The sequence below is a fragment of the Streptomyces liliiviolaceus genome, assembly GCF_018070025.1.
GTDB classification, from domain to species: Bacteria; Actinomycetota; Actinomycetes; order Streptomycetales; family Streptomycetaceae; genus Streptomyces; species Streptomyces liliiviolaceus.
Genome location: NZ_JAGPYQ010000001.1, coordinates 4,315,974 through 4,329,858 on the forward strand (window position 1 = coordinate 4,315,974; position 13,885 = coordinate 4,329,858).

Here is a 13,885-nt window from a genome sequence, read left to right on the forward strand (position 1 = left end):
CATGCCCCACTCCCCCGCCCCCGTGCACCACCGCGGCAGCGGCGGGCCTCGCGCTGTCGTACGCGGCCTGCTCGCGCTCGCCGCGCTGACCGCGCTGTTCGGCGGCGTGCCCGCGCTGCTGCTGGCCGCCGGCACGCTGCCCGCGGCGGTGCCGACGCTGGACGCGGCACGCGAGATGCTGCTGCGCCCGGACGAGGACGGATCGGGGCTGCTGGCCACCATGACCGTGGCGGCGTGGATCGCGTGGCTGTGGCTGGTGGTCCCCGTCCTGATCGAGGTCATCGCCGTCCTGGCCCGGCGGACCACACCGCGGCTTCCGGGCCTGGCGGCCGGTCAGCAGCTGGCCGGGCTCCTGCTGGGCAGCATCGTGCTGGCCACACCCGCCGCCGCGGCCAGTGCGGTCACCCCGGCGCCCGCTGCCACCGCCCTCCATGCGCCCCCGGCCGACCAGGCGACGAACAGTCAGCCAAGCGTCCCCGCCCCGAGCGAGGCGTCGGAGAAGACGGCACCGGCCGGGAAGGTCCGGGAGTTCACCGTAGGCGCGGAGGACACCACATGGTGGGAACTGGCCGAGCAGCTCCTGGGAGATGGCGCCCGCTCCACCGAACTGCAGCGCCTCAACCCCGAGGTGCCCACCACCGCCACGGTCGTGCCGCAAGGCACGACCCTGCGGGTGCCCGGGCACGCCGGGATACTCAGCGAGACGCCCGACTCCGGCCTCCGTACGCAGTTCGCCTCCACTGTGCGGAACGCTGCGCCGGACCAGGAGGGGGCGCTCGTCACCGTGGAGCCCGGCGATTCCCTCTCCCGGATCGCGGCCGAGGAACTCCACGACGGCAATAAGTGGCCGCAGTTGTTCGAGGCCAACCGGGGCACACCGCAGCCCGACGGCCTGCCGAGGATCACAGATCCGGACCTGATCTATCCAGGGCAGCAAATCGCCGTGCCCGGGGCAGCACCCGGGCAACCCGCTCATCCCCGACAAGACACGGATGACGGCTCCGGCAATAGGGACTCCGCTCCCCCGCGCGAGGACGGCGCAGAGCGGGATCCGGGCGCCGCGGGTCGTGGCCAGTTGACGGCACCGAGCCGGTCCGCCACCCCGGAAGCGACCTCTCCCGCGCCGAGCGAGTCGCGCGGTCCGGCCGAGCGGCCCAGCCAGAGCCAGGGTGTGGCTGCCGGACCGTCATCCAGCAGCAGTGCGTCGTCCGCGCCTTCATCGGGCGCCTCGGCCGGAGCGGCACCGCCTACGAGGCCGGCGTCCGAGCCGCCCGCGTCGTCGCCCGACGATCAGGCACCGCGGCTGCGGCTGGTGCTCGGCGCCGGTGCGCTGCTGGCCGCCGCCGTGACCGGTGCCCTCGCCACGCGCCGCATGCTGCAACGCCGACGCCGCAAACCCGGCGAGACGATCGCGATCGCGTCGGAGACTGCGCCGGCCGAAGCGCAGCTGGCGGCCGCCGCCGAGTCTGGCAGGCCGTCCCGTCTGGATGCGGCCCTGCGGACGCTGGCCCATCACCTGATAGACGGCGCACCTGCGCCCGCACTGCGGGCCGTACGAATCGGCGCGCGCTCGGTGAAGGTGCTGCCCGACGATCTCACCGTGGAGGCGCCGACGCCGTTCACCGCCGGACGCGAGGGCTGGTGGGCGCTGTCGGAAGACGCCGAGCTCCTGGACGACGGGGCCGCACGCGGGGTGGCGCCGCCGTATCCGGGGCTGGTGACCCTCGGCAGCACCGACGACGGTGACCTCCTGCTGGTGAACCTGCCCCAGCTGCGCACACTGCTGCTCGACGGCGACCCGCTCCACATCACCGAGGTGTGCGCCGCCCTCGCCCTCGAGGTCGGCATGAGCCCATGGGCGAACGAGGTCGAGATCATCGCCATTGGGTTCGGCGAGGACCTGCCGCATCTGCTGCCCACCGCACGGGTCGCCCACGTGCGCCACCCCGCGCACGCGCTGCGGGATCTGAGCGAACGGCTGCTGGAAGCCCACCAGCTGCCGCAGACCCGTCATCAGCCGTATCTGCTGCTGTGCGCCTCGGCTCTGGATGCGGACATAGCCTGGGCGTTCGCCGACGTCATCGACAAGGCAGGGACGGTCCCCGTCGCTCTGGTGGCTCCCGCGTCCTCGACGGCCGCGCATTTCCCCGAGGCGGAGGTCCTCAACGCCTCGCGCAGTGAGCCGCAGCCCCTCGGCTACGCCGGCGCCGAGATCACCGTGCAGCGCCTGGAACACGCCGCCTATCGGCAGATCATCAACGCGTTGAAGGTGTCCGGGCAGCCGCCGCACGCGGCCGAGGGTCCTTGGAAGGGGGTCCCCAAGGAGACCGTCAGAGGGCATGAGCCCGCCGAGCCAACTCGCCAGGCGCCCAGCCCACCTGCCGCCACCAGCTCCTCATGGGAGGCGGACGCGAGCGGCGAGATCTTCCAAGCCCTGCTCGCCGCCACCACGGGCCCGTCCGGACTTCGCCTGCCCACCGCAAGGACGGAGCATCCGCCCGCCGCCGGGAGCGGCCCGGGCAGCGAGGTAGGGCTCCCGTCGCTCGCGAAGGCGCCCGGCGTTGACGAGGCCGGGGTTGGCGACGCGCGGGAGGAGTCCGCCCAGGGCAGTCCGGCCGTAGAGGGGGGCGAGGGCGAGGCACACGGCCCGCACGCTCCGGAGATCCAGGTGCTGGGCCCGGTCAAGGTGACCGGCGTGGACAGCACCGGCCACGGCCCCCGGATGGCACAGCTTGCCGCCTTGCTCTTCTTCCGGCCCGGGCGCAGCGCAGACGTCCTGTGCTCCGACATGGACCCTGTCCACCCGTGGACGACAAGCACCCTCAACGCCCGGCTGCAGGGACTGCGCCGCTGCCTGGGCAACGACCTGGCTGGCCAGCCCTACGTGCCACGCCGCAGCTCGGGCGAGGCCCCCTACCGGCTTTCCCCCGGCGTGCGGTGCGACTGGACCCGCTTCCTCCAACTCGTCGAGCACGCCCTGCCCCTGGGCCTGGAGGGGCTGCCGGATCTGGAGAACGCGCTCGCTCTGGTCCGGGGCCGGCCGTTCGGCAACAGGCCCCTCCCCTGGGCCGAGCCTTACCAGCAGGAGATGACCACCCGCATCATCGACGTCGCACACGCCGTGGCCACCCACCGCACCGAACCGGGTCCGTACCGCGACCTCGGTGCGGCGCGCCGGGCCGTCGCGACTGGCCTCGACGTCGACGACACCGCGGAGTTGCTGTACCGCAACAACATGAGAATCGAAGCCGCAGCGGGCAACCGCTCAGGGCTGCACACCGTCATCGCCCGCGTCCAACAGATCAACCACATGCTGGACTGCTCGCTGGAGACGGAGACCGAACAGCTCATCAGTGAGTTACTCGGTGGTCCCAGCCGCCGCAGCACCCCACTCTGAACCCGCCAACACGTGGAAACTGTGGGGGAGGTTACGGAACAGGGTGGTCCCCGCAGCTGCCCCAGCAGAAGTTGCCGCGGCACGCCTCAACCCGTCGTTGCCCGGCCGCCATCACCCCACGGGGCCACACGCCGAATCCTCTCGCCCGCCGAGGCCCCGCCGGAAGGTGACCGGATCCAGATCGAAACCGCCCTAGCCAGCTGCCCTGAACGGACGCCGCTCACCGAGCGTGTGCACTTCTTCGGCCGCACGCTCACCCACCTTCCCGGCAACCGGCTCCCCGACTGAATCGGAAAAGTTGACACCGCCACCGAACTACCCAGCCTCCGCCCCTTTGCCCAGCACCTCCTGCGCGACCTCGACGCTGTCATCGCCAGCCTCCCCCTGCCCTGGAATTCCGGCGTCGTAGAAGGCCACCTCAAGTGGATCAAGATGCTCAAACGCCAGATGTTCGGCTGCGCAGGATTCGAACTCCTCCGCACGCGCGTCCTGCCCTCATCGATCCCAGGTCAGGAGTCGTCCTCGGAAAATCCGAAACCTTCAGGGAAGTTCTCCAGGAACGCAAGGCGCGAAGGATCGGCCTCCTCCGCAGCCATCGAACTGAGCAGGTCGATGAATTCGCTTCGCTGATCACTCGACAGCTGCGTCACCAGATGGGCGACGCCCTCCAAGACCGTGACCGCGTCATCCGGATCTATCTGTTCGTCCTCGCACCCCTCAACGAACCAGAGGACATCCACCAAAGCCTCCGCCAGAGCGTGGGTCAGCGACGGGTATACAGGCATCGGAACGATCTCCCACTATACGAAGAACAGAGCGCGGACATCCTGCCAGGCGCCTCGGACTGCACTATCGGTGAGCCCTCCACGCCACGTGGGCCACAACATGGTGTCCCCGAGAAAATCGGCGCGCTCTTCGACGGACAGTCGATCCCGGGAGGGGCTTCGTAGATTTCCCGCTCGTGCTGCTCAGCCATGGGCTTTGATGCCGTCCAGGGCCATGGCGAGTACACGGTCCCGTTGCGCCTCCTGGACGAAGTTCGCCCCGCTGACGCCGTTGACCAGGAAGAGCACGTCGTTGTCACGTCGGGCCTGGCCGCGCCGGCGGCCTGGGCACATTCCAGGAGCCGGCGGCCCGCCGCGTGGATCATGTCGCGGCCGGTCGCGAGCATCTCCGTGCGGTGGGCGATGGCGTCGTAGATGGCCTTCTTGGTGGTCGCGTAGCTGAGGAACTGGCGCAGCCAGCTCCAGGGCGTCCCACGGCTCCAGACTGACCACCAGCTCGGCCGCCATACGGGCCAGGGCTTCGACCTCGTCCAGATAGACGGTCTCGAACAGATGCTGGCGTGTGGGGAAGTTGCGGTAGAGGGTCGCGATGTTGACCCCGGCCTGCCGAGCGATCCCCTCCAGCGAGGCATCGGCGCCCTCGGCGGCGAAATTCCCACGGGCGGCGGAAAGCAGTGCGTCGAAGTTGCGGCGGGCGTCGGCGCGCGCGGGCCTGCTCACGACGGAACGGGCTTCGCCCCGCCCGCCGGACTCGATTCGCTGAGGGGGCACGGATGCGAGCATCGAAGTCCAAAGTTCAGCTATACGCCGCGAACCGACGGGATCACCGGATCGAGGACCTGTCGATCCGTCTGCTGGCAGAGCGGTACGGAGTTCACCGGCGTGAGGTCCGTAAGGGGCGACGGACACATGATGACCTGCGGCTTGACACAGATTATGCCGCCGTGAGACGGCAACCCATCACGAGCGGAGGGACAGCAGGATCCGGCGTCTATGCAGGTTGATGCCAGCAACTTCGACCATGGCCTCATCATCAATCTGCAAGACGCTCTCAGGCTGATCCGCATCCCGCTCTGCGAGCTCATGGATCGGAACCAGTCCCGCGAAATTCTCGTGGACTTGCACGAACGCTCCGATCCTCACGACCCTCTCCACACGGCCCGGAATCAGGCGACCGAACTGAACGCGAGCGAACTCCTCAAGCGGATCCGGATAAAGCGCCTTCAGCGAAAAGGAAGCCCGTTCCCGCTCGACATCGACGTCCAGGACCACGATGGTGACCTCCTGTCCGACCTCCACGATGTCCGACACCGCCTCGAAGTGATGAGCCCAGGTCAACTCGGCTGCGTTCACCAGTCCGTGGAATCCTCCGATGTCGACGAACGCGCCGAACCTCTCGATGGACGACACCACCCCTTTGCAGACCTGGCCCCGCTCCAGCGTCTCCAGGACCGTCCAGCCACCTCGGCCTGCCGTCTCCGCCATACCGCCACCCCATCGTCAACGGCCAGGACTCTCACGTCGGAACAGCGCGAGAGAGGCGGCAGAGCGGCCTGAAGGTGGGGCCAAAACTCGTTGTTGGGTGGGGCCACGACTCATCGGTGAAGCCAGCTGCGCGCGTGTCTCGCACCGGTTGGTGTCACAGGCCGGCGGCGGCGAGGATCCGGTACATCGTCGCCAGAGGCAGCAAGGAGTTGGCGGCTGCGTCGTCCACGACCTCGGGGTCTTCATCCGACAGCAGTCGCTTCCGAAGTGTTTCCGGGGTGTTGGGGTGCCGGGCGACCCCGCGTCGCAGAAACGGCTCGGCTTCGAGGGCGAGTTGGTCCAGGACCTTCGCGGGTAGCTCCCGGTCCTGCAGTGCGACGTAGCGCACATACGGGCTCGGTTCGTCGGCGAACGTACGCAACCTGTGACGAGGGAAGTTGGGATGGTCGACGAGTCGCGCGCGAATGTGGAATACGTCGCCATGAGCGCGCACCAGCTGCTCCAGGACTTCCGCCGGAGCGTCCGGCCGACGGGCAGCAGCACGCCGAACGGCGAGATCCGGATCGTCGTCCAACCGACGCCAGGCTTCCTCGGGCAGGTCACGGCAGGAGGCCAGTACGTGTCGGAACGCGGCGTGCGGACAGTCGAGGTAGGTCATCCGCTCACTGAGGGGCGCGTCGCGCAGCCAGTCCGGCTTGGCCGTATTCCAGTCCAGCATCTCGGCCTCGATGTTTCCTGCCGCGCGTTCGGCTGCGACGCGTGTATGGAGTCGGTCCCGGGTTTCGGCGTCGACGTGGCGGCTGTTGGCCACCGTGAGACGTACCAGCGGGTTGTCGATCTCCAGCAGCCGGGCGGCCATCTCGGCCGACAGATGCGGGTTACCGGCGACAGCCTGGTGGACCTCCTCGTCCCCGCTGCGCATGAGGTGGACGAACTGGTCCGACGTGAGGGGGATGTAGTGCGACACGTTCACGCGCATCGCGGGGTCAGCGAGGCAGCGGTCCCGCCATGCTGGCGGGACGCCTGGTTGGCTGCGTTCGGTGGCGGCTGCGCGCACCCGCTCGTCCGGGTCGGCGAGCAGTCCTACTTGTATGTCGAGGGGCCGGTCGTGCCAGGTTCCCGCGACCGCGGCCCGCAGCATCGGACTCGGTGCGCCTGCAAGTGCGGTCCGGGGCCGGCCGTAAGCCTCTTCCAGGTCATCAATGCCGAGCGTCACCCCGCACTCGACCATGTTCCGCACGAAGTTCGTGTACGCGTCGCGGATCGCGGGATCAGGATGCTCGGCGATGCGGCGACGCATCGTTTCAGAGACTCGCTCCCCGTGAAGCCGCACCGCGGTGTCGTGGTCGCCAGACGCCAGCAACGCCTCGACCACGGCGTCCGCCAGCAGGCCGTGCCGCGCCACCAGCCCATGCCGCCCGGCCCGGTGCGCCGCCAGGCGCACCTGCACGTCCTGAGGGGCGGCTGGATTCCGCCCCAGGCCGGACAGTTGAGGGTGCTGAAGGCTCGTCATCCGCACAACCTAGCCGCCCCTGCCGAAGACACCCGACGGCACCGAGCGCACAAGGGTGCTCGATCCTTCCGCCGCATGCAAACCCGCTCGCACTGCCAAACGCTCGACCCAGGCGTGCGACCCGTACATCGCACTGATCACGTCGGTGAGCCGGCGCCGCTGCCGGTCTCCGGGGAAGGGCAGGAGAGCGTCACGGTCCTCTTCGGCCTTCGGACGCTGAGCCAGGCGACGGCAGGCCCAGTGCGAAGGCGCCGCTCTATGCTCCTCTCGTAGGCTGCCATCTCCACCAGCCGGACACGGCCCATTCGTCCCTCTGGTGTGCGGGCTGGCTTGCCACGGTAGGCGAACGTCACCTGGTCATCGCGTTCGAGGCACTGTCAGACGAGGCCGTTGATAGCGCAGCCTACCGAGGGCGGCGGAAACCGCCGTTGCAACATGGGACGGCGACTGCCCTGTCACTACTCTGTCGGCGCCCGGTGGCGGGTGAGAGCCTCCCAACGCCGTGTGAAGTCCTCGACCTGGCCGACCAGATAGGCAGTGGTGATGGGCTTGTTGTGCTGCGCAGTGATCCCCTGCCGTGCACACTCCTGCGCAATGGCATCAAGCGATACAGTGCCGCCGCGCGCCCGCTGCTCGGCCCAGAGGTTGTAGAGGCGGAAGGGCAGCAGATAGCGACGCAGGTTGGAGGGGCTGACGGGCTCCGCCCCTCGGCCTTTCATGCCTTTTTCCTCCGCAAGGTAGGCGGACAGTCGCTCAGCCTCCTTCGTCGAGGACTGCAGTCCGTGGCCGCGACGCGTCTGGAACTCCGACCACGCCAGGTAGTACCGGTCGACGGTGGTGAGTCCAGCAGTTGCGGCAGCCGCCTGCCCCTTCTCTCTTGAGGGCGGCGGGGTGTCGATGGCAGTGCTCACGTGGAGGCCGACCGGCTCCCTGGTCGCTCGGGCCGCACCCTTGGGGGGCGCCTGCTGTGGTTCGGGTTCTACCGCCTTGCGCTCAGCGGCCTTCTGCTCGGCCGGACCAGCTGCCGTGATCTGCGTGTGAGGCTCGGGTCGGGCAAACTCGCGCTCCTGGAAACGCGCGACAAACTCCTTGAGGTCTTCGCCGGTGAGGCGCCGGCCACCGGCGCCCGTGACGACGTCCCGCTCGTACACGTACGACGCGAGGTTGTCCGCGTCGGGGTGGACGCCGTATTCCTGCTCGTAGCGGTGACAGGCGCCCACGAAGTACTCGGACCACGACAGGTCTGACGGCGCTTCCCCGACGGCCGTCTGCCCGTCGGCGACCTCGTAGCGGTGCTGAAGGACGAGCAGGAGCGGCTCCAGTTGCTCTTCGGTAAGCGGCTCGCCGGCCCCGTTGGAGATGCCGTAATGGTCGCGGAGCCAGAGTGCCCATTGCGCGACGGTGGGTGCCGTCTGGAACCGTGCGATGAACTCCCGGTGGGTCTCGGCGAACCGGTCCTCCGCGCCAGCGGATGGCCTGCGCGGTGTCCCTGAGCGTTCGGGCGGCGCGGTGGACGCCTATGCCCGCGTCGATGCCGATCGGGAACACGTAGCTGAAGTTCCCGAAGCCCTTCTCCAGGGCCAGTTCACGCACCGCGGCGTCAGGGCGTGATCAAGTTCCCTGAGCGTCCGGGTTGTTGGTGATGCCCAGGAGTGGGAGGGTTCGGTCGGGCTGATCGCGGATTGCGCGGGTGGTCTTGGCGATGTTGACGGCTCCGAGGGTTTTGAGCAGGCCGATGGCGAGGTTACGGAAGGTGGCCATGGCGCGGGGTGCGGTGCCGGTGTGGAGGGTGGAGGCGTCCTCGGCGTAGGTCACGTCTCTCACGTGGTGCAGGGCCTCGACGGCCCAGTGGCCGCGGACGGCGGCGGCGAGTTCGGCCGGGTGGTCTGGTGGGCGTCGAGGCTGGTGACGGCGTAGATGGTCTCGCGGCTCTCGCGCTCGCCGGTCTGTTTGCGGCGTCGGTGGACGCGGAGAGCGAGGCGGCCGTGGGGGAAGGCGATCCCGCCGAGTTCGTCGGCGATGCCGCAGGTCTTGATCGAGCGGGACTCCTGGCGGCCGTGTCCGGCAGAGGAAGCGGTGTGCTGGACGGCGATGTCAGGCCAGGGCAGGGCGGCGAGCTGCCGGTGGGCGGTCGGCTGATTCCGCTTGATCATGGCGATGTAGTGGGCGTTCTTCGTCTCGACCAGCCAGGTGACGTTCGCCTTGACCGAGTGCAGGGCGTCGAAGGTGACGACGGTGCCGGTCAGGTCCAGCGGTTCGAGCAGGGGCCGGAAGTGCGCGGTCTCGTTCGTCTTGGTTCCGACCTCGGCCTGGGCGAGGGTCAGGGCCCGGTGGTGAGTGACGGCGGAGAGCAGGTGTCTGCGGCTGGCGGACAGGCGGGCCGATCCCCGCAGTGACTTGCCGTCGACGGCGATCACCAGTCGTTTACCCGGGACTGTTCCCGCGGTGTTCCGGGCGGTGAGGTAGGCGCCGACCGCTTGGTCCAAGGTGTCACCGTCGACGGCCGCGAGCACGCGGCCGATCGTGGTCCGCGAGGGGGCACGGCGCCACCTGAGCGGATGCCGGCGGACTCCGACGGCCGTCAGCACGGTGTCCGAGGCCCGTGCCGCCCACTCGGCGTTCTCATCCACGCTCCTCATTCCGGAGACGGCCGCGCAGGCACAGACGAGGAGGATCGCGGTCAGCGAGTACCAGCGGCCCCGCCTCGCCCGCGGGTCAGGCACCCGCTCCAGAAAGGGCCGCAGGTCAGCGACTTGACTGGCATCCAGCGGACCCAGCTTCACCAGCACCGGCGGGATGAGAGAAGATGCAGCGGCAGGCACGGGCCACCTCATGATCGTTGAGCTTCGACACCCCAATGATCACGAAGCCCGTGCCTGCTCTGCTATGCACCCCAACCGGTCACGGCCCGCCCGACCCCGGAACTCGCCCAAGCCCTGGCGCCGGTCACCGGGTAGTACCGCAGGGAAGTTCTGCCCAGACCGTGTGGCCTGAGCTGACGGGTCGGTCACCCCAGTCGCATGAGAGCTCCTCGACGAGGCAGAGTCCACGGCCTCCTATGCCAAGGCCGAAGGACGGGTGCCGCCAAGTCGCCCGGACAACTTCAGTATTGAAGGCCGCGCCGTCATCGGTGACCTCAATCCTCAGCCGCTGATTACCGGCTGCGCTCTGAAGGGTGAGCACAAGACGCACCGGCGGTGAGCCGTGACGGAAAGCGTTGGTCAGTAGTTCGCTGGCGATGAGCACGGCATCGTCGGCGATGTCGTTCCTTCCCCATCCGGCAAGCTTCTCGCGGATGCCCTGGCGGGCTGAACTCAGGCAGCGGGCTGAGGCATTGATGACGTCTCCGCATTTGTTTTTCATCACAGATCATCTTCTTTCACGCTTACCTGTGATCCGTATCTGTCGCTGTGCTGGATTGCCGCGCAGGCCACCAATACGGCAGCCGAGTCGTGCGTCGTGGGTGTGCGGTCGCCTATTGCTCTTTTGGGGTGAATGCTTTGGTCGGCAGCAATCCGCGCCGGCCACCGACACGGATAACCGGTGATCGCCGCAGTACGCGGTGATTCCGGTGGTCTCTGGCTGCCGGCAGCGACCGAAAAAGAGGTCCGTATGAAGTCTCGTGTCATCAAGAGTGCCGCCCTGCTGGCTGCGGCCGGCTCCATCATTCTGGGTGGCGGGGCCGTGGCCTCCGCAGACAGTGGCGCGCAGGGTGCGGCCGTGGGCTCTCCAGGTGTGCTGTCGGGGAACCTGATTCAGGTGCCGATCCACGTGCCGGTCAACGTCTGTGGCAACACCGTCAGCATCATCGGCCTGCTCAACCCGGCCTTCGGTAACAGCTGCAGCAACGGTGGCCACCACCAGGGAGGCATGTGGCGCTGACCGCTGCGTCCTCTGAGCGCAGCAGGGTGTGAGACGCACGCCCTGACCTGACGGTGTGGTGTGTGAGCGGTCCCGTCCGTTCGGCGCCGGTGCAGTGAAGCCGGCGCCGAACGGACGGGCTCTCGGTCGCATCCGCCCGGCCGTGGGAACACCAATCGACGTTGTGTGAATAGGGTTAATCCGTAGCCCGGGGGCCTGCGGATTGGTCTGAAAAAGAAGTGCGCCGGATCGGGTGATCGACCAATCCGCGCAGCATTCAGGACCGGATTCCCCACGTGACGGACGACAAGAAGCACTCGCGAATTACCCGCAGCCTGGTGCGGCCGGCGCTCGGTGCGCTGAGCGGCCTGCTGGCCGGTTTCGCGGCGCTCGCCGTCGCCGAACTGGTGGCCGCGGGGGTGCGTCCGCAATCCGGTCCCGTCGTCGCGGTCGGGGGTGCGGCGATCGACCGCACTCCTCCGCCCGTGAAGGACTGGGCGATCCGGAATTTCGGCACCAACGACAAACTGGTCCTGCAGCTCGGGATTCTTGCCGCACTGGTGCTGTTCGCCATCGCCCTGGGCGTGTTCGCTCTGCGGTACCGGCGAACCGGGGCCGCGGGCGTGCTGGTCTTCGGTGTGGTCGGGGCGGCGGCGGCGCTCAGCCGGCCCGACTCGACCGGCCTCACCGACGCGTTGCCCTCCGTGGTGGGCGCGGTGGTCGCCGCGGCGCTGCTGTACTTCCTGATCGGCAGGCTCCTGATCCGGAGCGAGGCGCCGAAGGACGCCGGTTCGGCGGGGGACGACTCGTCCCGCGGCGCCGGCTGGGACCGCCGGGGCTTCGTGATCCTGGCGACCGCCGCCGCCGCCGCGTCCGCCGGGACCGGACTGCTGGGCCACGTCCTGAGCGGCTCGAAGAGCCGCGAGGCGGCGGCCTCACGGGCCGACGTCGTACTGCCCGCCCCGGCCTCTGCCGCGAACGCGGTTCCCAAGGGTGCGCAGCTGCGGATCCGCGACGTGAGTCCCTTCACCACCCCGAACAAGGACTTCTACCGCGTGGACACCGCCCTGGTGGTGCCCAAGGTGGACGCCACCACCTGGAAGCTGCGGATCCACGGCAAGGGGGTCACCCGACCGGTCACCCTCACCTTCGACGACCTGCTGCGACGCGAGCTGATCGAGCGCGACATCACGCTCACCTGCGTGTCGAACGAGGTCGGCGGCCCGTACGTGGGCAACGCCCGCTGGATCGGCGTACGGCTCGCCGACCTGCTGGCCGAGTGCGGGGTCAAACCGCCCTCCAAGGGCGGCCGTGCCGACCAGTTGGTGTCCCGTTCCGTCGACGGCATGACGATCGGCAGCCCGGTCGAGGACGTCATGGACGGCCGCGACGCACTCCTCGCGGTCGGGATGAACGGGGAACCGCTCCCCTTCACCCACGGCTTCCCGGTCCGGATGCTGGTGCCCGGCCTGTTCGGTTACGTCTCGGCCTGCAAGTGGATCGAGGACATCGAACTCACCTCGTTCGACGACTACGACGCCTACTGGGTCAAGCGGGACTGGGCGCGGCAGGCACCCATCAAGACCCAGTCGCGGATCGACACCCCCAAGCCGTTCGCCCGCCCCAAGGCCGGTTCGGTGATGGTCGCGGGGGTCGCCTGGGCCCAGCACCGCGGCATCGACAAGGTCGAGGTGCGGGTCGACGACGGCCCCTGGCGGGAGGCCCGGCTCGCCGCCGAGGACTCCCGCGACACCTGGCGCCAGTGGTCCTACGACTGGCGGGCCACCGAGGGCGGCCACACCCTCACCGTGCGGGCCACGGATCGCACCGGCGAGGTGCAGACCGAGAAGCGCACCAAGACCGTCCCCGACGGCGCGAGCGGCCGGCACTCGGTCGTGGTCACCGTCGAGTGACACCACGGACCAACTCCCCCCAGCCATACACCCCGAGCCACATGTCCGACCCCCGAATGAACGCAGCTTCGGCTGTGTCAACCCATAGGAGAAACACCATGAACACTCGCATCAGCCGTATCGCCGTGATCGTGGCCGCGGCCACCGTTCTCCCGCTGTCCCTCAGCGCCTGCTCCGACAGCGGCAGCGACTCCGCCAAGTCGGACTCCTCCAGCAAGGCGTCGGCCGCCGCCACCGAGTCCGACGACAGCATGGGCAGCTCGGGCGACACCGCGACGACGGACGAGCCGTTCGGTCCGGGCTGTGCCTCGGTGCCGAAGAGCGGTTCCGGTTCGTTCGACGGCATGGCCCAGGACCCGGTCGCCACGGCCGCCTCCAACAACCCGGCCCTGTCCACCCTGGTGACGGCCGTGAAGAAGGCCGGTCTGGTCGACACCCTGAACAACGCCAAGGACATCACGGTGTTCGCGCCGACCAACGACGCCTTCGCGAAGATCCCGAAGGCCGACCTGGACAAGGTCCTCGCCGACAAGGCGCAGCTGACGAAGATCCTCACGTACCACGTCGTGGGTCAGAAGCTCGCTCCGAAGGACCTGGAGAACGGCTCCTTCCCGACGCTGGAGAAGTCGAAGCTGACGACCTCCGGTTCGGGCGAGTCCTACAAGGTCAACGACTCGGCGAAGGTCGTCTGCGGCAACGTGAAGACCGCCAACGCCAACGTCTACATCATCGACACGGTCCTGATGCCCACCAGCTGACCGCCGCCGTACCCCGGGCCACAACAGGTGACGACCGGCGGTGAGGCGTGGGAGGGGGAGTAACAGGGGTGGGGTGGTCCGCCCCGGCCAGGCTCCCTGCCGCCCCGGGGTCTGCCCGCCCGGCCAGGACCGACTGTGCGGTCCTGGAGGGTGTCTTCAGGCTCAGATCCTCG

12 protein-coding genes and 1 pseudogene are annotated in these 13,885 nt (G+C 68.9%); 4 read left to right on the forward strand and 9 right to left on the reverse strand.

Annotation, left to right across the window (positions count from 1 at the left end; translation table 11 throughout):
• The first annotated feature begins 1 nt into the window (after position 1).
• Entirely contained in the window at positions 2–3,397 is a 3,396-nt protein-coding gene (locus J8N05_RS18925; protein ID WP_210884295.1) for a LysM peptidoglycan-binding domain-containing protein, read from the forward strand.
• A gap of 509 nt (positions 3,398–3,906) precedes the next feature.
• Here J8N05_RS18925 and J8N05_RS18935 read toward each other — a convergent pair.
• The 9 genes and pseudogenes from J8N05_RS18935 to J8N05_RS18965 form a co-directional block, all read right to left on the reverse strand.
• Positions 3,907–4,182, reverse strand: a complete 276-nt coding sequence (locus J8N05_RS18935) for a hypothetical protein (protein WP_210884296.1) — start codon at positions 4,180–4,182, stop codon at positions 3,907–3,909.
• Positions 4,161–4,814: an SbtR family transcriptional regulator gene (locus J8N05_RS18940; protein ID WP_407699972.1), complete on the reverse strand. Its 654-nt coding sequence runs from the start codon at positions 4,812–4,814 to the stop codon at positions 4,161–4,163. Before J8N05_RS18940 ends, J8N05_RS18935 begins: the two co-directional genes overlap by 22 nt.
• Positions 4,738–4,965, reverse strand: a pseudogene (locus tag J8N05_RS48140) (TetR family transcriptional regulator); the annotation flags it as partial. The gene J8N05_RS18940 and the pseudogene J8N05_RS48140, both read right to left, overlap by 77 nt.
• A 177-nt stretch (positions 4,966–5,142) precedes the next feature.
• The gene (locus J8N05_RS18945; RefSeq protein ID WP_210884297.1) at positions 5,143–5,667 is read right to left on the reverse strand and encodes a S1 RNA-binding domain-containing protein; all 525 of its coding nucleotides are present in this window, start codon (positions 5,665–5,667) and stop codon (positions 5,143–5,145) included.
• Positions 5,668–5,821: 154 nt separating this feature from the next.
• Entirely contained in the window at positions 5,822–7,180 is a 1,359-nt protein-coding gene (locus tag J8N05_RS18950; protein ID WP_210884299.1) for a hypothetical protein, read from the reverse strand.
• A gap of 458 nt (positions 7,181–7,638) precedes the next feature.
• Positions 7,639–8,400, reverse strand: a complete 762-nt coding sequence (locus J8N05_RS18955; RefSeq protein WP_210884305.1) for a hypothetical protein — start codon at positions 8,398–8,400, stop codon at positions 7,639–7,641.
• Between the two features lie 391 nt (positions 8,401–8,791).
• On the reverse strand, positions 8,792–9,004 hold the full coding sequence (locus tag J8N05_RS47350) for a hypothetical protein (protein ID WP_247706329.1): 213 nt from the start codon (positions 9,002–9,004) through the stop codon (positions 8,792–8,794).
• The gene (locus tag J8N05_RS18960) at positions 9,001–9,903 is read right to left on the reverse strand and encodes an ISAs1 family transposase (protein ID WP_247706330.1); all 903 of its coding nucleotides are present in this window, start codon (positions 9,901–9,903) and stop codon (positions 9,001–9,003) included. The genes J8N05_RS47350 and J8N05_RS18960 overlap by 4 nt, the downstream gene beginning before the upstream one ends.
• A 223-nt stretch (positions 9,904–10,126) precedes the next feature.
• Positions 10,127–10,543, reverse strand: a complete 417-nt coding sequence (locus J8N05_RS18965; protein WP_210890250.1) for an ATP-binding protein — start codon at positions 10,541–10,543, stop codon at positions 10,127–10,129.
• 249 nt (positions 10,544–10,792) lie between these two features.
• Here J8N05_RS18965 and J8N05_RS18970 point away from each other — a divergent pair, with 249 nt between their 5' ends.
• The 3 genes from J8N05_RS18970 (at position 10,793) to J8N05_RS18980 (ending at position 13,712) form a co-directional block, all read left to right on the forward strand.
• The gene (locus J8N05_RS18970; protein ID WP_210890251.1) at positions 10,793–11,062 is read left to right on the forward strand and encodes a chaplin; all 270 of its coding nucleotides are present in this window, start codon (positions 10,793–10,795) and stop codon (positions 11,060–11,062) included.
• Between the two features lie 275 nt (positions 11,063–11,337).
• Complete coding sequence (locus J8N05_RS18975; RefSeq protein ID WP_210884307.1) at positions 11,338–12,954, forward strand: sulfite oxidase; 1,617 nt, start codon at positions 11,338–11,340, stop codon at positions 12,952–12,954.
• Positions 12,955–13,052: 98 nt separating this feature from the next.
• A complete protein-coding gene (locus J8N05_RS18980; protein ID WP_210884309.1) occupies positions 13,053–13,712 on the forward strand; it encodes a fasciclin domain-containing protein in 660 nt (219 codons plus the stop codon).
• Positions 13,713–13,885: the final 173 nt, after the last annotated feature.

Excerpts from the sequence above, each read along its gene's own strand:
- J8N05_RS18925 (WP_210884295.1), top strand. The coding sequence starts at position 2 with ATGCCCCACTCCCCCGCCCCCGTGCACCACCGCGGCAGCGGCGGGCCT.
- J8N05_RS18935 (WP_210884296.1), bottom strand. The coding sequence starts at position 4,182 with ATGCCTGTATACCCGTCGCTGACCCACGCTCTGGCGGAGGCTTTGGTG.
- J8N05_RS18940 (WP_407699972.1), bottom strand. The coding sequence starts at position 4,814 with ATGCCTCGCTGGAGGGGATCGCTCGGCAGGCCGGGGTCAACATCGCGA.
- J8N05_RS18945 (WP_210884297.1), bottom strand. The coding sequence starts at position 5,667 with ATGGCGGAGACGGCAGGCCGAGGTGGCTGGACGGTCCTGGAGACGCTG.
- J8N05_RS18950 (WP_210884299.1), bottom strand. The coding sequence starts at position 7,180 with ATGACGAGCCTTCAGCACCCTCAACTGTCCGGCCTGGGGCGGAATCCA.
- J8N05_RS18965 (WP_210890250.1), bottom strand. The coding sequence starts at position 10,543 with ATGAAAAACAAATGCGGAGACGTCATCAATGCCTCAGCCCGCTGCCTG.
- J8N05_RS18970 (WP_210890251.1), top strand. The coding sequence starts at position 10,793 with ATGAAGTCTCGTGTCATCAAGAGTGCCGCCCTGCTGGCTGCGGCCGGC.
- J8N05_RS18980 (WP_210884309.1), top strand. The coding sequence starts at position 13,053 with ATGAACACTCGCATCAGCCGTATCGCCGTGATCGTGGCCGCGGCCACC.